General features: G+C 63.8%; 11 protein-coding genes. 3 read left to right on the top strand and 8 right to left on the bottom strand.

Translation table 11 applies throughout. The features are described from left to right. Positions 1 to 10: 10 nt before the first annotated feature. The 7 genes from ABIB06_RS20780 to ABIB06_RS20750 form a co-directional block, all read right to left on the bottom strand. Positions 11 to 706 (bottom strand): branched-chain amino acid ABC transporter ATP-binding protein, encoded by a 696-nt coding sequence (locus ABIB06_RS20780; RefSeq protein WP_247340123.1) that lies wholly within the window; start codon positions 704 to 706, stop codon positions 11 to 13. After that, the gene (locus ABIB06_RS20775; protein WP_247340128.1) at positions 699 to 1,433 is read right to left on the bottom strand and encodes an ABC transporter ATP-binding protein; all 735 of its coding nucleotides are present in this window, start codon (positions 1,431 to 1,433) and stop codon (positions 699 to 701) included. The genes ABIB06_RS20780 and ABIB06_RS20775 overlap by 8 nt, the downstream gene beginning before the upstream one ends. Further along, on the bottom strand, positions 1,420 to 2,526 hold the full coding sequence (locus ABIB06_RS20770; RefSeq protein WP_247340132.1) for a branched-chain amino acid ABC transporter permease: 1,107 nt from the start codon (positions 2,524 to 2,526) through the stop codon (positions 1,420 to 1,422). Before ABIB06_RS20770 ends, ABIB06_RS20775 begins: the two co-directional genes overlap by 14 nt. Before the next feature lie 6 nt (positions 2,527 to 2,532). Next, the gene (locus ABIB06_RS20765) at positions 2,533 to 3,753 is read right to left on the bottom strand and encodes a substrate-binding protein (protein WP_354050188.1); all 1,221 of its coding nucleotides are present in this window, start codon (positions 3,751 to 3,753) and stop codon (positions 2,533 to 2,535) included. Positions 3,754 to 3,755: 2 nt separating this feature from the next. Continuing rightward, a complete protein-coding gene (locus ABIB06_RS20760; RefSeq protein ID WP_247340134.1) occupies positions 3,756 to 4,613 on the bottom strand; it encodes a branched-chain amino acid ABC transporter permease in 858 nt (285 codons plus the stop codon). Positions 4,614 to 4,649: 36 nt separating this feature from the next. Beyond that, positions 4,650 to 6,164 carry an amidase gene (locus tag ABIB06_RS20755; protein ID WP_247340135.1) on the bottom strand — a complete coding sequence of 505 codons (1,515 nt, stop codon included), beginning with the start codon at positions 6,162 to 6,164 and terminating at the stop codon, positions 4,650 to 4,652. A gap of 160 nt (positions 6,165 to 6,324) precedes the next feature. Further along, positions 6,325 to 7,509, bottom strand: coding sequence for a substrate-binding domain-containing protein (locus tag ABIB06_RS20750; RefSeq protein WP_247340136.1), 1,185 nt, complete (start codon positions 7,507 to 7,509; stop codon positions 6,325 to 6,327). Between the two features lie 178 nt (positions 7,510 to 7,687). Here ABIB06_RS20750 and ABIB06_RS20745 point away from each other — a divergent pair, with 178 nt between their 5' ends. Continuing rightward, positions 7,688 to 8,122, top strand: coding sequence for a MarR family winged helix-turn-helix transcriptional regulator (locus ABIB06_RS20745; RefSeq protein WP_247340138.1), 435 nt, complete (start codon positions 7,688 to 7,690; stop codon positions 8,120 to 8,122). Positions 8,123 to 8,330: 208 nt separating this feature from the next. Here the strand turns inward: ABIB06_RS20745 and secA are convergent, their stop codons facing one another. Continuing rightward, positions 8,331 to 11,171: a preprotein translocase subunit SecA gene (gene secA, locus ABIB06_RS20740; protein WP_247340140.1), complete on the bottom strand. Its 2,841-nt coding sequence runs from the start codon at positions 11,169 to 11,171 to the stop codon at positions 8,331 to 8,333. Positions 11,172 to 11,524: 353 nt separating this feature from the next. On the opposite strand from secA, the gene ABIB06_RS20735 reads away from it, so the two are divergent. Together ABIB06_RS20735 and argJ are read left to right on the top strand one after the other, a co-directional pair. Beyond that, the gene (locus ABIB06_RS20735; protein WP_247340148.1) at positions 11,525 to 12,478 is read left to right on the top strand and encodes a peptidylprolyl isomerase; all 954 of its coding nucleotides are present in this window, start codon (positions 11,525 to 11,527) and stop codon (positions 12,476 to 12,478) included. 128 nt (positions 12,479 to 12,606) lie between these two features. Next, positions 12,607 to 13,848, top strand: a complete 1,242-nt coding sequence (gene argJ, locus ABIB06_RS20730; protein ID WP_247340150.1) for a bifunctional glutamate N-acetyltransferase/amino-acid acetyltransferase ArgJ — start codon at positions 12,607 to 12,609, stop codon at positions 13,846 to 13,848. Positions 13,849 to 13,973 lie beyond the last annotated feature (125 nt).

The following is a 13,973-nucleotide window of genomic DNA, read 5'->3' as shown; positions in this document are numbered from 1 at the left end:
CGCAAGTTATCTACGGCGCCAGATACCGCAGCAGCTCCGGATTGCCCTTCACCTCGCCCGCCTTGCCCTGCAGCGCGACGCGGCCGCGGTCGAGCACATAGGCGTAATCGGCAACGCGCAGCGCGAGATCGAGGTGCTGCTCGACGATGATGACGGCGATGTTTTTCGCGAGCTCGATCAGGCGTTCGGTGATCTCCTCGATCACGCCGATCCAGACGCCTTCGGTCGGCTCGTCCAGCAGCAGCAGTTTTGGATCGCCCAGCATGGCGCGGCCGATGGCGAGCATCTTGCGCTCGCCGCCGGAAAGCGTGCCGGCGGGCTGGTCGAGGCGCTGGCCGAGCTTCGGGAAGATGGTCAGCACGTGGTCGACCGCGTCGGCCTTCCTGCTCGCAAGCGAGCCGACCGCGAGATTGTCGCGCACCGACAGGCGCGCGAACACCGAGTGCTCCTGCGGCACGTAGCCGATGCCGGCGCGCACGCGCTCCTGGGTGGCGCGGCGGCTGATGTCGCGGCCGTCGAAGGCGAGTTCGCCCTTCCACGCCGGCAGCTCGCCGACGATGGTCTTCATCAACGTGGTCTTGCCGGCACCGTTGCGGCCGAGCACGGCGACGCCGCCGCGCCAGGGAATGCCCAGGTTGACGTCGAACAGGACCTGGCTGCGGCCATAGCCGGCATCGAGATGCTTGATGTCCAAAAATTCAGGCACGGCGCAGATAGATCTCCTGGACGGATTTGTTGGCCTGGATCTCCGACACCGTGCCTGACGCCAGCACCTTGCCCTGGTCGAGCACGGTGAGACGGTCGCAGATATCGCGGATGAAATCGAGGTCGTGCTCGACGATGACGAGCGAGCAATGCTTTTTGATCGGCTGCAACAATTCGCCGGTGACGCGGCGCTCCTCCAGGCTCATGCCGCCGGTCGGCTCGTCGAGCAGCAGAAGTTTCGGCTTGCCGGCAAGCGCCATCGCGATCTCCAACCATTGCTGCTGGCCGTGCGACAGCGCCGCCGCTGCATCGAAAGCGCGGTCGGCAAGGCGAAATTGCGTCAGCATGGTCATGACCTGGTCGTGCAACGCGCCCCGGGTGCGCGAGAAAACGAGGTCGAGCAGCGAGGACTGCGCCTGGAGCGCGAGCAAGATGTTGTCGTAGAGCGTCAACGACGGCAGCACGCTGGTGATCTGGAATTTCAGGCTCATGCCGGCGCGGGCACGCTCGGTCGGCGTGAACGCAGTGATGTCGGTGTTGACGAAGGAGACCTTGCCCTGCGTCGGCACCTCGGCCCCTGCAATGCATTTCATCAGCGTGCTCTTGCCGGAGCCGTTCGGACCGATCAGGCCGTGAAACTCGTTCTCGCCGACGGTGAGCGCGGCGCCATCGAGCGCAGTGAGCTTGCCAAAGATTTTTTTGACGCCGGCGGCTTCAAGGAGCGGCATTGCGCTTCTCCTTTTCGGTCTCCTTGGGCCTGGCACCAAAACTGCCGACCCGCTCGCGCTCGCCGAGCACAAAGCTGATCAGGCCGAGCGGCCGAAACAGAATCACGAGCAACAGCAGCACGCCAAGGATGATCGGCCAGACCTCGCGGTAATTGTCCGACAGCCAGAAGCTGACGCCCTCGACGATGACAGCGCCGATGACCGCGCCGATCAGCGTGCCAGAGCCGCCGAACAGCACGTAGAGCACGACTTGCGTCGAGACCACGACGCCGACCATGTTGGGCCAGACGAACCCTTCGTGGAAGGCATAGAGGCTGCCGGCGAGGCCCGCGACGGCGCCGCCGATCGCGAAGATGATCGCCTTCAGATGCTGCGCCTTGTAGCCGAAGAAGGCGATCCGCTGCTCGTTTTCGCGCAGGCCCGCCAGCGCAAGGCCAAACTGCGAGCGCACCAGGAAGCGGCAGAGGAGATAGACCACAATGAGGATGCCGAGCACGAGATAATAGAAGGACGGCCCTTCCGAGAATTCGTAACTGCCGAGCGTCATCGACGAAATCGAGGGGATGCCATTCTGGCCGCCAAGATAGTACCAGCCGCGCGCGAGCCGATCGGCGGCGTAGGAGCCGGTGAGTGTGCCCAGGGAGACGAAGATCACGCTGGAGGGATGCCGTCCCAGCAGCAGGAAGCCCCCGAGCAGCAGCGCGAAGGTCAGGCCGATCAGCGTTCCCGCGGGCAGCACCAGGAAGATGTTGGTGATATCGAGGTCGCGCGCGAGCAGCGCCACACCGTACCCGGCTGAGCCGAAGAACAGCGCCTGGCCGAAACTCATGATGCCGGCATAGCCCCACACCAGATCGAACGACAGCGCGAACAGCGCGAGGATAATCACGCGCGTGGCGAACACCGTGAGGTAGTCTTGCAGCACCAGCGGCGCGAGCAGCGCCGCGACGAGCACGACGCCCTCCACGATCGGCAGGACCTTTCGTCCCGAAGCGGCCTGCCCTGCCGTCCCGCTGCCACCCATTGCGACGTCCGCCTCCCCGCCGATCTCAGCGGGGATCGCCTGTTTTACTGCGCCCATCGATTTCGGCATTCGACCTTAGCATTCCTTGGGATCGACGAGCCCGTCGCTGCGTCCGACGATCTCGTAGTTTCCAGCCTTGGCGACCGCGGTGTACATCTTCATCTTGCAGTGCCGCTTGCCCGGCACCATCTCCGCTGGTCCGCCCGGTCCTTCAGCGATCTTGGCGTGGTCGAGGGCTGCGGCCACCGAGTCGCGATCGACCTTGCCGGCCTCCTTGACGGCCGCTTCCCACAGCTTGAGGCCGCGATAGGTGCCGGTCGCGGCACTGCCGGCCGCGAACAGGAAGTTACCCGGAAAATCCTTCTCGTAGGCCGTCTGGATCTTTGCGTCGAACGGGTTCTCCTTGGTCAGCACCTTGAAATAATCGAGACAGCTTGCGAGCCCCTCGATCTCGGCGGCCTGGTTGATGTTGAGCGTGTTCTCGTCATAGTAAACGCAGGCGAGACGCCCACCGTTCTTGAGGAAGCCCGCTTCATAGAGCTGCTTGAAGAACAGGCCGACACCGGGCGGAATGACGGTGTTGAAGACGACGTCGACCTTGTTGGAGATGATGCGGTTGACGGTCGAAGAGAAATCGACCTGGTCAAGCGGGTAGTATTCCTCGAACACGACCTCGCCGCCGTTGGCCTCGATCACCTTGCGGGCGTAGACGTTGAGCGTGTGCGGCCAGACATAGTTGGCGCTCGGCAGCGCGAATTTCTTGCCGCCGTTCTTGATCAGCCAGGGAATGAATTCGTCGCACTGCTGCGCCGGCGTCGGCCCGGTGCAGAACAGATAGGGCGTGCACTCCTTGCCTTCATAGAGCTGCGGATAGATGTAGAGCGTCTTGCCGCGCGCGACGATCGGATCCTTGATCGCGTTGCGCATCGACGAGGTGATGCCGCCGAGCACCATGTCGACCTTGTCGCGCTGGATCAGCTTTCGGACGTTGCCCACCGCGACCGATTCGTTCGACGCGGTGTCCTCGATGTAGAGCTCGAGCGGACGGCCGAGCAGGCCGCCGGCATCGTTCATCTGCTTGACCAGCATCTTGGCAACGTTGGCGTCCGCCGTGCCGGCGTACGCAATCGGGCCGGTGAGGTCCGTCGCGATGCCGACCTTGATCGGACCTCCCGCTGCATTGGCCCAGGGCGCCGGAATCACCCAGCTGCCGACACCGGTCGCGACTGCGCCGGTTGCGAAGGCGAAATTGGAGAGGAAACGACGTCGGGTGAGATTGGTGCGTTCTGCAAACATATTTAAACCCCTCTTCCAGCGATGAGGCCCTGTGGCCGGAATTTGATGAAAACAATGGCAAGCACGAAGACGAGAACATCGGCGACGACGGGCGCCATCACCCAGGGCAACGCGGCGCTGAGCGTACCGATGACGCCGGCGCCAGCGACCGGCCCGATGAAGGAGCCGACGCCGCCGACCATGACGGCGACAAATCCCTGGATCAGGAAGCGCAGGCCGAGATCGGCGTAGAGACTGAACACGGGGACGATCAGTGCACCGGCAAGGCCGGCAAGCGCGGAGCCAAAGGCGAAGGTGGCGCCGTACATCAGCGGCGTTGAAATGCCCGAGGCGCGCGCCAGCGACGGGTTTTCCAGCGTGGCGCGCATGCGCAAGCCGAAGTTCGTGCGCGACAGCAGGAGATAGCAGCAGACCATCACCAGCAGCGTGATGACGATGATGGTGAAACGCCAGGCCGAGATGTGCATGGCGCCGATGTCGATCGAGCCGCCGATCGGCTCCGGCACGGTGAGATAGAAGCCGCCGATCAGTCCGCGCACGGTCTCACGGATGATCAGGCCGAGCGCATAGGTGCCGAGCATGGCCACGATCGGCGCGGCGTAGAACCGGCGAATGATCAGCGCCTCCAGCACGAAGCCGAGCGCGCCGACCACGAAGGGCGCCGCGACCATGCCGGCCCAGATCGGCAGGCCCTTGGCGTAGGCGAGATAGGTGATGTAGGCGCCGAGCAGGACGAACTCGCCCTGCGCGAAGTTGAAAATGCCCATCATGCTGGCGATGATCCCGAGCCCCAGCACGATCAGGACGATGATCGCACCAAAGCTCAGGATCTCGAACGCCGCGACGAACGCGTTAGCCATGCGCTAAAATCCCGCTCGTCTGCATCCATGCCTCGCTCACATCTTCTTCCAGTCGCCGATCTGCTCGAAGGCGTGGGCGGCGCGGTAGATGGTGGTTTCCTCGAACATGCGGCCGACCAGCATCAGGCCGACGGGCAGGCCGTCGACCATGCCGCAGGGCAGCGACATCGCGGGATGGTGGGTGATGTCGAACGGCGCGGTATTGGAGATCATCTCCAGCGCGCGCGCGACGTAGTCTTCGCGGCTGGCCGTGGGCTCCGGCAGCTTGGTCGCCTTCATCGGTGTGGTCGGCAGCAGCAGCAAATCGTAGTCCTTGAAGGCCTTGTCGTAGGCCGCGGTCAGGCGTCGGGAGATGTTGAGCGCCTTGCCGTAATAGCGGGGACCAAAAGTGTTGTTGATGTAGGTGCCGAGCAGCAGGAACAGTTTTGTGGTCTCGGACAGTGAATCCGCCTGCCGCCGCCAGCCACGATGGAAATCCATCAGCGTGGTCGAATAGAGGTCGGACCGGCTCAGGCCGTAGCCGTCGCCATACATCATGGTCTGGGTCATGCCCTCGGTCCCGATCGGCGTCCAGATCGCGGGGCCGACGAGATGCATCGGGATCGAGACGGTCTCGACAGTGGCGCCGAGGTCCCTGAAGCGTTTTGCGGCTTCGCGAACGCTTTCGTTGACGGCGGCTTCCGCGGTCGCCTGCTCAAAGCCTTCCTTGAGGATGCCGATCTTCATGCCTTTCACGCCCTGGCCGAGCGCCTTGGTGTAGTCCTCGACCTTGGGCGCCTTGATGCGCGGATCGTAGCCGTCGTCGCCGGCGAGCACTTCGAGCAGCAGCGCGTTGTCGGCGACCGTTGCCGTCATCGGGCCGGTGTGATCGACGAAAACCTCGATCGGCATGATGCCGGTGTAGGGCACGAGGCCCCAGGTCGGCTTCATGCCGTAGGTGCCGCAGAACGAGGACGGCATGCGGATCGAGCCGCCCTGGTCGCCACCGATCGCCATGTCGACCTCGCCGAGCGCGACGACGACGCCTGAGCCCGAGGACGAGCCGCCGGCCGAATAGCCCATCTTGTGCGGATTGTGCACCGCGCCGACCGCGTTGGTGTGGCTGCCGCCGGACATGCAGAAGGATTCGCAATGCACTTTTCCGGCGATCTCGGCGCCGGCATCGAGCATACGTGTGACGATGGTGGCGTCGAAATCGGGAACGTAGCCTTCGAGTGTCGCCGAGCCGTTCATCATGGGAACGCCGGCGAGCATGATGTTGTCCTTCAACGCGACGGTCTTGCCCTTGAGCTTGCCGCTGGCAGCGCCCTTCACTGTCGACTTGCGATACCAGGCGTTGCGCGGGTTCTCTTCCGGTGAGGGCCGATAGCCCGGCGTGCGCGGATATTTGACCTCCGGCACCTCGTCCGGCATGGCTCCGACGAGATTGTAGGCTTCGATCGAGCCCTGCATCAGGCCGCGGAACGAGGCGACATCGTCGTCGGTCAGCGAAAGGCCGCACTGGTCGGCGACACTGCGAAGTTGGGCTGGCGTGGGAAGGACAACTGTCACGGCGCTCTCCTCAAAGGCTTCTTGATCCCTGGCGTTGGATCCTCATGGGCGCGCGTGCACGGCGCGGGCCAGTCGGCTCCACTTCGATATTACAGACGGAAATATTTTCCTTTTCAAGTATTATTTCACGAATGTGCCGGACCGGAGGGACGACCTGAGGTCAGAGCGTCTTGATGAGCCTGAAGTCGAGGCCGTCCGCTTCGGCGAGGTACATCGGCATCTCGGCGCGGCCATCGCGGATGGTGACGGGACCGCGGCCTGCCGAATAGACGGTGTTGCGCGCCGCCTTCAGCAGCGGACGCAAGGCCAATGAGCCGGCACGGTTGGCGACGGACTCCAGGAACCGCAGCCCCTCATAGTTCGACTGGCCGACCGAGCCGACCGGCGGCGCGTGCGGGCCGAACATGGCCTGATAAGCGCAGAGGAATTCGTCATTGGCGCGCGAGGCCATGCAGTTGAAATAGCCGGAGGCGCAGAACAAGTTCTCGGTGTTGTCGGCACCGATGCCGAGCAGCACGGTCTCGTCCATCGCGCCCGCGAGCCGCAGCGTCGAGGTCGCGAGGCCCGCTTCCGCGAAGGCGCGGTTGAAGGTGATGCTGTCGGTGCCGATCAGCGAGATCAGCACCACGTCCGGCTTGGCAGCGCGGATGCGCGCCAGATGCGCCTCGTGATGGTCTTCGCCGACGGGGACGAACTCCTCGCCGACGACCTGGCCGCCGGCTTCCTTGATGTAGCGCTTCACCGCGCGATGCGACAGCCAGGGCCAGACATAGTCGCTGCCGATCAGATACCAGCGCGCCGCCTTCTTGACGTCCGCGAGCCAGTGGATCGAAGGCCGGCTCTGCCAGCGCGGCGTCTCGCCGATCGCCATCACGCCCGGCGTACGCTCGCCGCCCTCATAGACCGGCGTGTAGATATAGGGGATCCGATTGCCGGTGACCTTGCGCAAGGCAACGCGCACGGCGCTGATATGCGAGCCCATGATGAGGTCGACCTCGTCGAAGGCGATCGCCTGCTCGGCGCGCCGCAGCACCTCGTCAATCGGGCCGCCGGAATCGTAGATCGACAGCTCGAGCTCGCGACCCAGAATGCCGCCGCGCCTGTTGATCTCGGCAACCGCCAGCATTGCGCTGTTGGTCGAGGTCGGGCCCCAGATTCCGGGCGAGCCGGTGAAGGTGAGAAAATTGCCGATGCGGAGCTTGTCGCGCGCGCCGCGGCGCTTCATGAAATGCGCGTCGATCGGAGACAGGTCGAAGTCGGTCGCGACGGGCGACAGATTCCGCAACAGCATGGACGGCGGCAACGCCGGACCGCCGTGAGCCGGGAAGTTTACCGTCGTGTGCACGCCAACTCCTGTCTGGCACCAGACCTGAAAGCACATTGAGCAGGCGGCCGCGGCATCCGCCCTTTTGTTGGGCAATATCCTATTTTGAAAATATTGAATATTCAAGAATTGAAGTGCATATAGATGCAGCATCGATTGCAAGACATTCACTCATTTGGGTCAAGACAAAGTCTTAGCCGTGGCAAAACCAAACTCCCCGATCACCGAACACCTCGCCTACCTGCTCGCGCAAGCTAACCGGGAGATCAACCGGCAGCTCGAACTGCGGTTGAGCAAGGAAGGCGTGCCCGTCGAGCAATGGCGCATCCTGAAAGTGCTGTCGGATGGCAACGGCCATTCGATGGGCGAGCTTGCGGATGCCGTGCTGCTCAACCATCCGACGCTGACCAAGATGATCGACCGCATGGTCTCGGACACGCTGGTCTACCGCGTGCAGGACCCGAACGATCGCCGCAAGGTGCTGATGTTCATCTCCGATCGCGGCAAGGTGCTGAGCAGGAAGCTCAACTCGCTCGCGGTCGACCAGGAGGAGCACATCCTGGAAAGCTACGGCGACAAATCGACCAGCGAGTTGAAGCGGCTGCTGGAGAGCTTGATCGACAGCTCGAATTAGAGCGGTGGCGTAGCACACGCTCGGCACGTCCTCCCGGACAAGCGAAGCGCACAGCGGGCACCACATACTCGCTGTCATCGCCCGCCTTGTGCGCAATTGCGCACTGGGGCGGGCGATCCAGTATTCCAGAGACTGATATGACGGAACCGAGAGGTTGCGGCGTACTGGACGCCCGGTCAAGCCGGGCGACGTCAGCGGAATTTAACGGCTAAGCGTACCGCCCATGGCAGTGCTTGTACTTCTTGCCGCTGCCGCACGGGCAATCCTCGTTGCGGCCGATCTTGCCCCAGCTGGCCGGGTTTTTGGGATCACGCAGTGCCGCGTCGGTGGCCTGCGCTCCGAGCGAGACGTGGGCGAGCGCCATTTCGTCCTCGCCGGTGTTCGGATCGAACTTGTGCGCTTCCATCTGCGGCAGCACCGGGGCTTCCTGCTCCGGCGGCACGATCTCGACCCGCATCAGCTGCGCGGTGACGGCCTCGCGCAGATGCGCGCTCATCTCCTGGAAGAGATTAAAGGCCTCGGTCTTGTACTCCTGCAACGGATCGCGCTGGCCGTAGCCGCGCAGGCCGATGACCTGACGCAGATGGTCGAGCATGATCAAATGCTCGCGCCAGAGATGGTCGAGCGTCTGGAGCAAAATGGTCTTCTCGACGTAACGCATCACGTCGGGGCCCCATTGCCCGACCTTGGCGGCCATGTGCTCGTCGGCGCGGGTCTCGATGCGCGTGAGCAGCTCTTCGTCGGCGATGCCTTCTTCCTTGGCCCAGTCCTCGACCGGCAGGTCGAGATCGAGCACGCGCTTGAGCTCTTCCTTCAAGCCCGCGACGTTCCACTGCTCGGCATAGGCATGCTCGGGCACATGCTTGGCCACGAGGTCGTCGATGAAGGCGTGACGCATGTCAGTGACGGTCTCGGCGACGCTGTCGTCCTTCATCAGGTCGACGCGCTGGTCGAAGATCACCTTGCGCTGGTCGTTCTGGACGTTGTCGAACTTGAGCAAATTCTTGCGGATGTCGAAGTTGCGGGCTTCGACCTTCTGCTGCGCCTTCTCCAGCGCCTTGTTGATCCAAGGATGGATGATGGCCTCGCCCTCTTGCAGGCCGAGACGCTGCAGCATGCTGTCGAGGCGATCCGAGCCGAAAATGCGCATCAGATCGTCTTCCAGCGACAGGAAGAACTTCGAGCGGCCGGGGTCGCCCTGACGGCCGGAACGGCCGCGGAGCTGGTTGTCGATGCGGCGGGATTCGTGGCGCTCGGAGCCCATGATGTAGAGGCCGCCGGGCTTCTTCACGGTCTTGGCGGGCTTCGAACCCTTCGCCGGCTCGATCTCGACCTCTTCCTCGGCCTTCAGCACGATGTCGCGGAAGTGCTCGATATCGGCCTTGATCTGTTCGATCTTCTTGGCCTTCTCGGCCTCGTCCTCGATGCCCCCGGTCTCCTGAAGGATCCGCATATCGAGCGAGCCGCCGAGCTTGATGTCGGTGCCGCGGCCGGCCATGTTGGTCGCGATCGTGATCGCGCCGGGCACGCCGGCTTCCGCGACGATATAGGCTTCCTGCTCGTGGAAGCGCGCGTTCAGCACCGCGAACAGCTTGGCCGGCTTGCCGGCGCGGGCGGCGGCGTACAGCTTCTGCATCGAATTTTCGTTGCCGAAATCGATCTGCCGGTAGCCGTGCTTCTTCAGATATTCGGCGATCACTTCCGATTTTTCGATCGAGGCGGTGCCGACCAGCACCGGCTGCAATCGCGCATTGGCGCGCTCGATCTCGGCCAGGATCGCGGCGTATTTCTCGTTCTGGGTGCGATAGACCTCGTCGTCCTCGTCCAGACGAGCGACCGACAGATTGGTCGGGATTTCCACGACCTCGAGCTTGTAGATGTCGAACAATTCGTCGGCTTCGGTCAGCGCCGTGCCGGTCATGCCGGCAAGCTTTTCGTACATCCGGAAATAGTTCTGGAAGGTGATCGAGGCCAGCGTCTGGTTCTCCGGCTGGACCTGGACATGCTCCTTGGCTTCCAGCGCCTGGTGCAGGCCTTCGGAATAGCGGCGGCCCTGCATCATGCGGCCGGTGAACTCGTCGATGATCACGACCTCGTCGTCGCGGACGATGTAGTCCTTGTCGCGGGTGAACAGCGTGTGGGCGCGCAGCGCCTGGTTGATGTGGTGCACGACGGAGACGTTCTCGACGTCGTAGAGCGACTCGCCCTTGAGCTGGCCGGCATCGCGCAGCAGCGTCTCGATCTTCTCCATGCCGCCTTCGGTGAGCGTCACGGTGCGCTGCTTCTCGTCGACCTCGTAGTCGGTCTTGTCGAGCTTGGGCAGGAAGCCGTCGATGGTGTTGTAGAAGTCGGAGCGGTCGTCGAGCGGGCCGGAGATGATCAACGGCGTGCGCGCTTCGTCGATCAGGATGGAGTCGACTTCGTCGACGATCGCGTAGAAGTGCGGCCGCTGGACCATGTCCTCGAGCCGGTACTTCATGTTGTCGCGCAGATAGTCGAAGCCGTATTCGTTGTTGGTGCCGTAGGTGATGTCGCAGGCATAAGCCGTCTTGCGCTCGGAATCGTCCAGGCCGTGGACGATCACGCCGGTGGTCATGCCGAGGAAGCCGTAGATCTGGCCCATCCAGGCGGAGTCGCGGCTGGCGAGGTAGTCGTTGACGGTGACGACGTGGACGCCCTTGCCGGCGAGCGCGTTGAGATAGACCGCGAGCGTCGCAACCAGCGTCTTGCCTTCGCCGGTCTTCATCTCGGCGATGTCGCCCTCGTGCAGCACCATGCCGCCGATCAGCTGGACGTCGAAATGGCGCTGGCCGAGCGTGCGCTTGGCGGCTTCACGGACCGTGGCGAAAGCGGGGACCAGGAGGTCGTCCAGCGTTTTGCCCTCGGCGATCTCTTTCCTGAAGTCGGCGGTGCGGGCCTTGAGCGCCTCGTCGGAGAGTTTCGAGACCTCGGGCTCCAGCGCGTTGATCGCGCTGACGCGGGACTGATATCCCTTCACCCGCCGGTCGTTGGCGGAGCCGAAAAATTTGCGGGCGAGCGCGCCGATCATGCCTGGTTCCTGTGTTCGCGATTCAACCGCGTTGCAGCCGAGAGGTTGTCACCCGCCTGCCCATCAACTCACCGTGACGCCTGGTGGCGCCGGAGCCCGGACTGCGGGGTCCATCCGCCATATGGGTGGGAGTTGGGCAAGTCTGGGTTCAACGGCCAAAAACGTAGCAAAATAAACGCCATCGCCATGGACGCGACCGCGCAGAGATATGGCCCGGTCAGGGCCTTGTCAACGGCGGGCGCATTGCGGCTAATTCATCATTTTGACAGACTTTTCGCGTTGCCAAGGCCCCCTGAATTGGGCGAGTGTCCGCCCCGCTCGAGCAGCCCCCTGCTTCAACAAAAGGATTTTCCATGACCACCTCGTTCCCGGTAACAACCGGCCAGCGTTTCCGCCACGCGTCCGCCCTGGCTGGCTGCCTCGCTTTGGCGCTGTCCCTGGCGTTCGCGGGCCCGCTCCGGGCCGCCGACGATCCGGTACTGGCGAAGGTCAATGGCGCGGAAATCAAGAAGAGCGACGTCGCCATGGCCGAGGAGGAACTCGGGCCGAGCCTCGCCCAGATGGACCCGGCGACCAAGGACGAGAACGTCCTGTCCTTCCTGATCGACATGAAGATCGTCGGCAAGGCCGCCGAGGACAAGAAGGTCGCCGACGGCGAGGAGTTCAAGAAGCGCCTCGCATTCGCCCGCAACCGCCTGCTGATGGACAGCCTGCTCGCCGGCGAGGGCAAGGCCGCCATCACCCCGGACGCAATGAAGAAGGTCTATGACGAGGCCTCCAAGCAGATCACCGGCGAGCAGGAAGTTCGCGCGCGCCACATCCTGGTCGAGACCGAGGACGAGGCCAAGGCGGTGAAGGCCGAGCTCGACAAGGGTGCCGATTTCGCCGAGCTCGCCAAGAAGAAATCCAAGGATCCGGGCTCGGCCGACGGCGGCGACCTGGGCTTCTTCACCAAGGAGCAGATGGTGCCGGAATTCTCGGCGGTCGCCTTCGCGCTCGAGCCGGGCAAGATCTCCGATCCCGTGAAGTCGCAGTTCGGCTGGCACGTCATCAAGGTCGAGGAAAAGCGCAGCCGCAAGGCGCCGGACTTCGAGCAGGTCAAGGCCCAGATCGAGCAGTATGTCACCCGCAAGGCCCAGGCCGACTACGTCGCCAAGCTGCGCGCGGAAGCCAAGGTCGAGCGGCTGGACCAGCCGGCCGATGCGGCAAAGGACGCCAAGCCGGCTGATGCGGCCAAACCTTCCGATGCCAAGCCTTCCGATGCGAAGCCCTCCGACAGCAAGATGGCGCCCCCGGCGAAGAAGTAAGAATTCGCTGTCACTTCACGGACGCCAATAGTATCTAACGTCGCAATGGCCGGGCCAAAAGTGCGAAGCACGTCTTCGCACTGGATGTCCCGGCCATCTGCATGTCCAGACCTCACCAAGGCGCCCCGATGTCCTCCTCCGTTTCTCCCCTCGCCCCGAAAAACGTTCCCGACATGCCCGTGATCGCGGGCGTCCGCCTTGCGACGGCCGAGGCCGGCATCCGCTACAAGAACCGCACCGACGTTCTGCTCGCGGTGATGGACAAGGGTACCGCGGTCGCAGGTGTCTTCACCAAATCGAAATGCCCGTCCGCGCCGGTGGAATGGTGCCGCGCCAAGCTGAAGGGCGGCAAGGCGCGGGCGCTGGTGGTCAATTCCGGCAATGCCAATGCCTTTACCGGCAAGACCGGCCGCAGCTCCACCGCGCTGACCGCGAAGATCGCGGCCAAGGCCGTCGGATGCCCCGAGGGCGAAATCTTCCTGGCCTCGACCGGCGTGATCGGCGAGCCGCTGGATGCGACCAAGTTCGACGGCGTGCTCGGGCGTCTCGCGGAAACCACCGAGGCCGGCGATTATCTGGCGGCCGCCAAGGCGATCATGACCACCGACACCTTCCCGAAGGTCGCGACCGCGACCGTGAAGCTCGGCAAGGCCAAGGTCACGATCAACGGCATGGCCAAGGGCGCCGGCATGATCGCGCCCGACATGGCGACGATGCTGTCGTTCGTCTTCACCGACGCGCCGATCGCGCCCGCCGCGCTGCAGGCGCTGCTCAAGAGCGGCGTCGAGGACACCTTCAACGCAGTGACGATCGACGGCGACACCTCGACCTCGGATACGCTGCTGGCCTTTGCCACCGGCGCTGCCGCCGAACACGGCGCGCCAAGGATCAGCCGCGCCGGCGACCCGCGCCTGAAGGCCTTCGTCAAGGCGTTCAACCAGGTGCTCGCCAGTCTTTCCGAGCAGGTGGCCCGCGACGGCGAAGGCGCGCGCAAGCTGGTCGAGATCACGGTCGAGGGTGCCAAGACCAAGACGTCGGCACGCAAGATCGCGATGTCGATCGCCAACTCGCCGCTGGTGAAGACCGCGATCGCCGGCGAAGACGCCAATTGGGGCCGCGTGGTGATGGCGGTCGGCAAGGCCGGCGAACCGGCCGACCGCGACAAGCTCTCGATCTCCTTCAACGGCATCCGCGTCGCCAAGAGCGGCGCGCGCGATCCGTCCTATGACGAGGCGCAGGTGTCGGAGGCGATGAAGGCACCGGAGATCTCGATCAAGGTCTCGCTCGGCCTCGGCAAGGGCCGCGATCGCGTGCTGACCTGCGACCTCACCAAGGAGTATGTCGCGATCAACGGGGATTACAGGTCGTAGCCCATCTCCTCGCCCCGTTCTTGCGGCCTGTCGAATTCACACATATTGCGGAGGAATTTGATTGCTGATTCCGTGAGTTGAGTGATGATTCGCGGGAGCGAGCGATGTCTGGGATGGATTACGGT

This window comes from Bradyrhizobium sp. LB8.2, assembly GCF_040548035.1.
GTDB lineage: Bacteria > Pseudomonadota > Alphaproteobacteria > Rhizobiales > Xanthobacteraceae > Bradyrhizobium.
The sequence above is the reverse complement of the archived record's forward strand: the minus strand, read 5'-3'. Positions and strand labels throughout refer to the sequence as shown.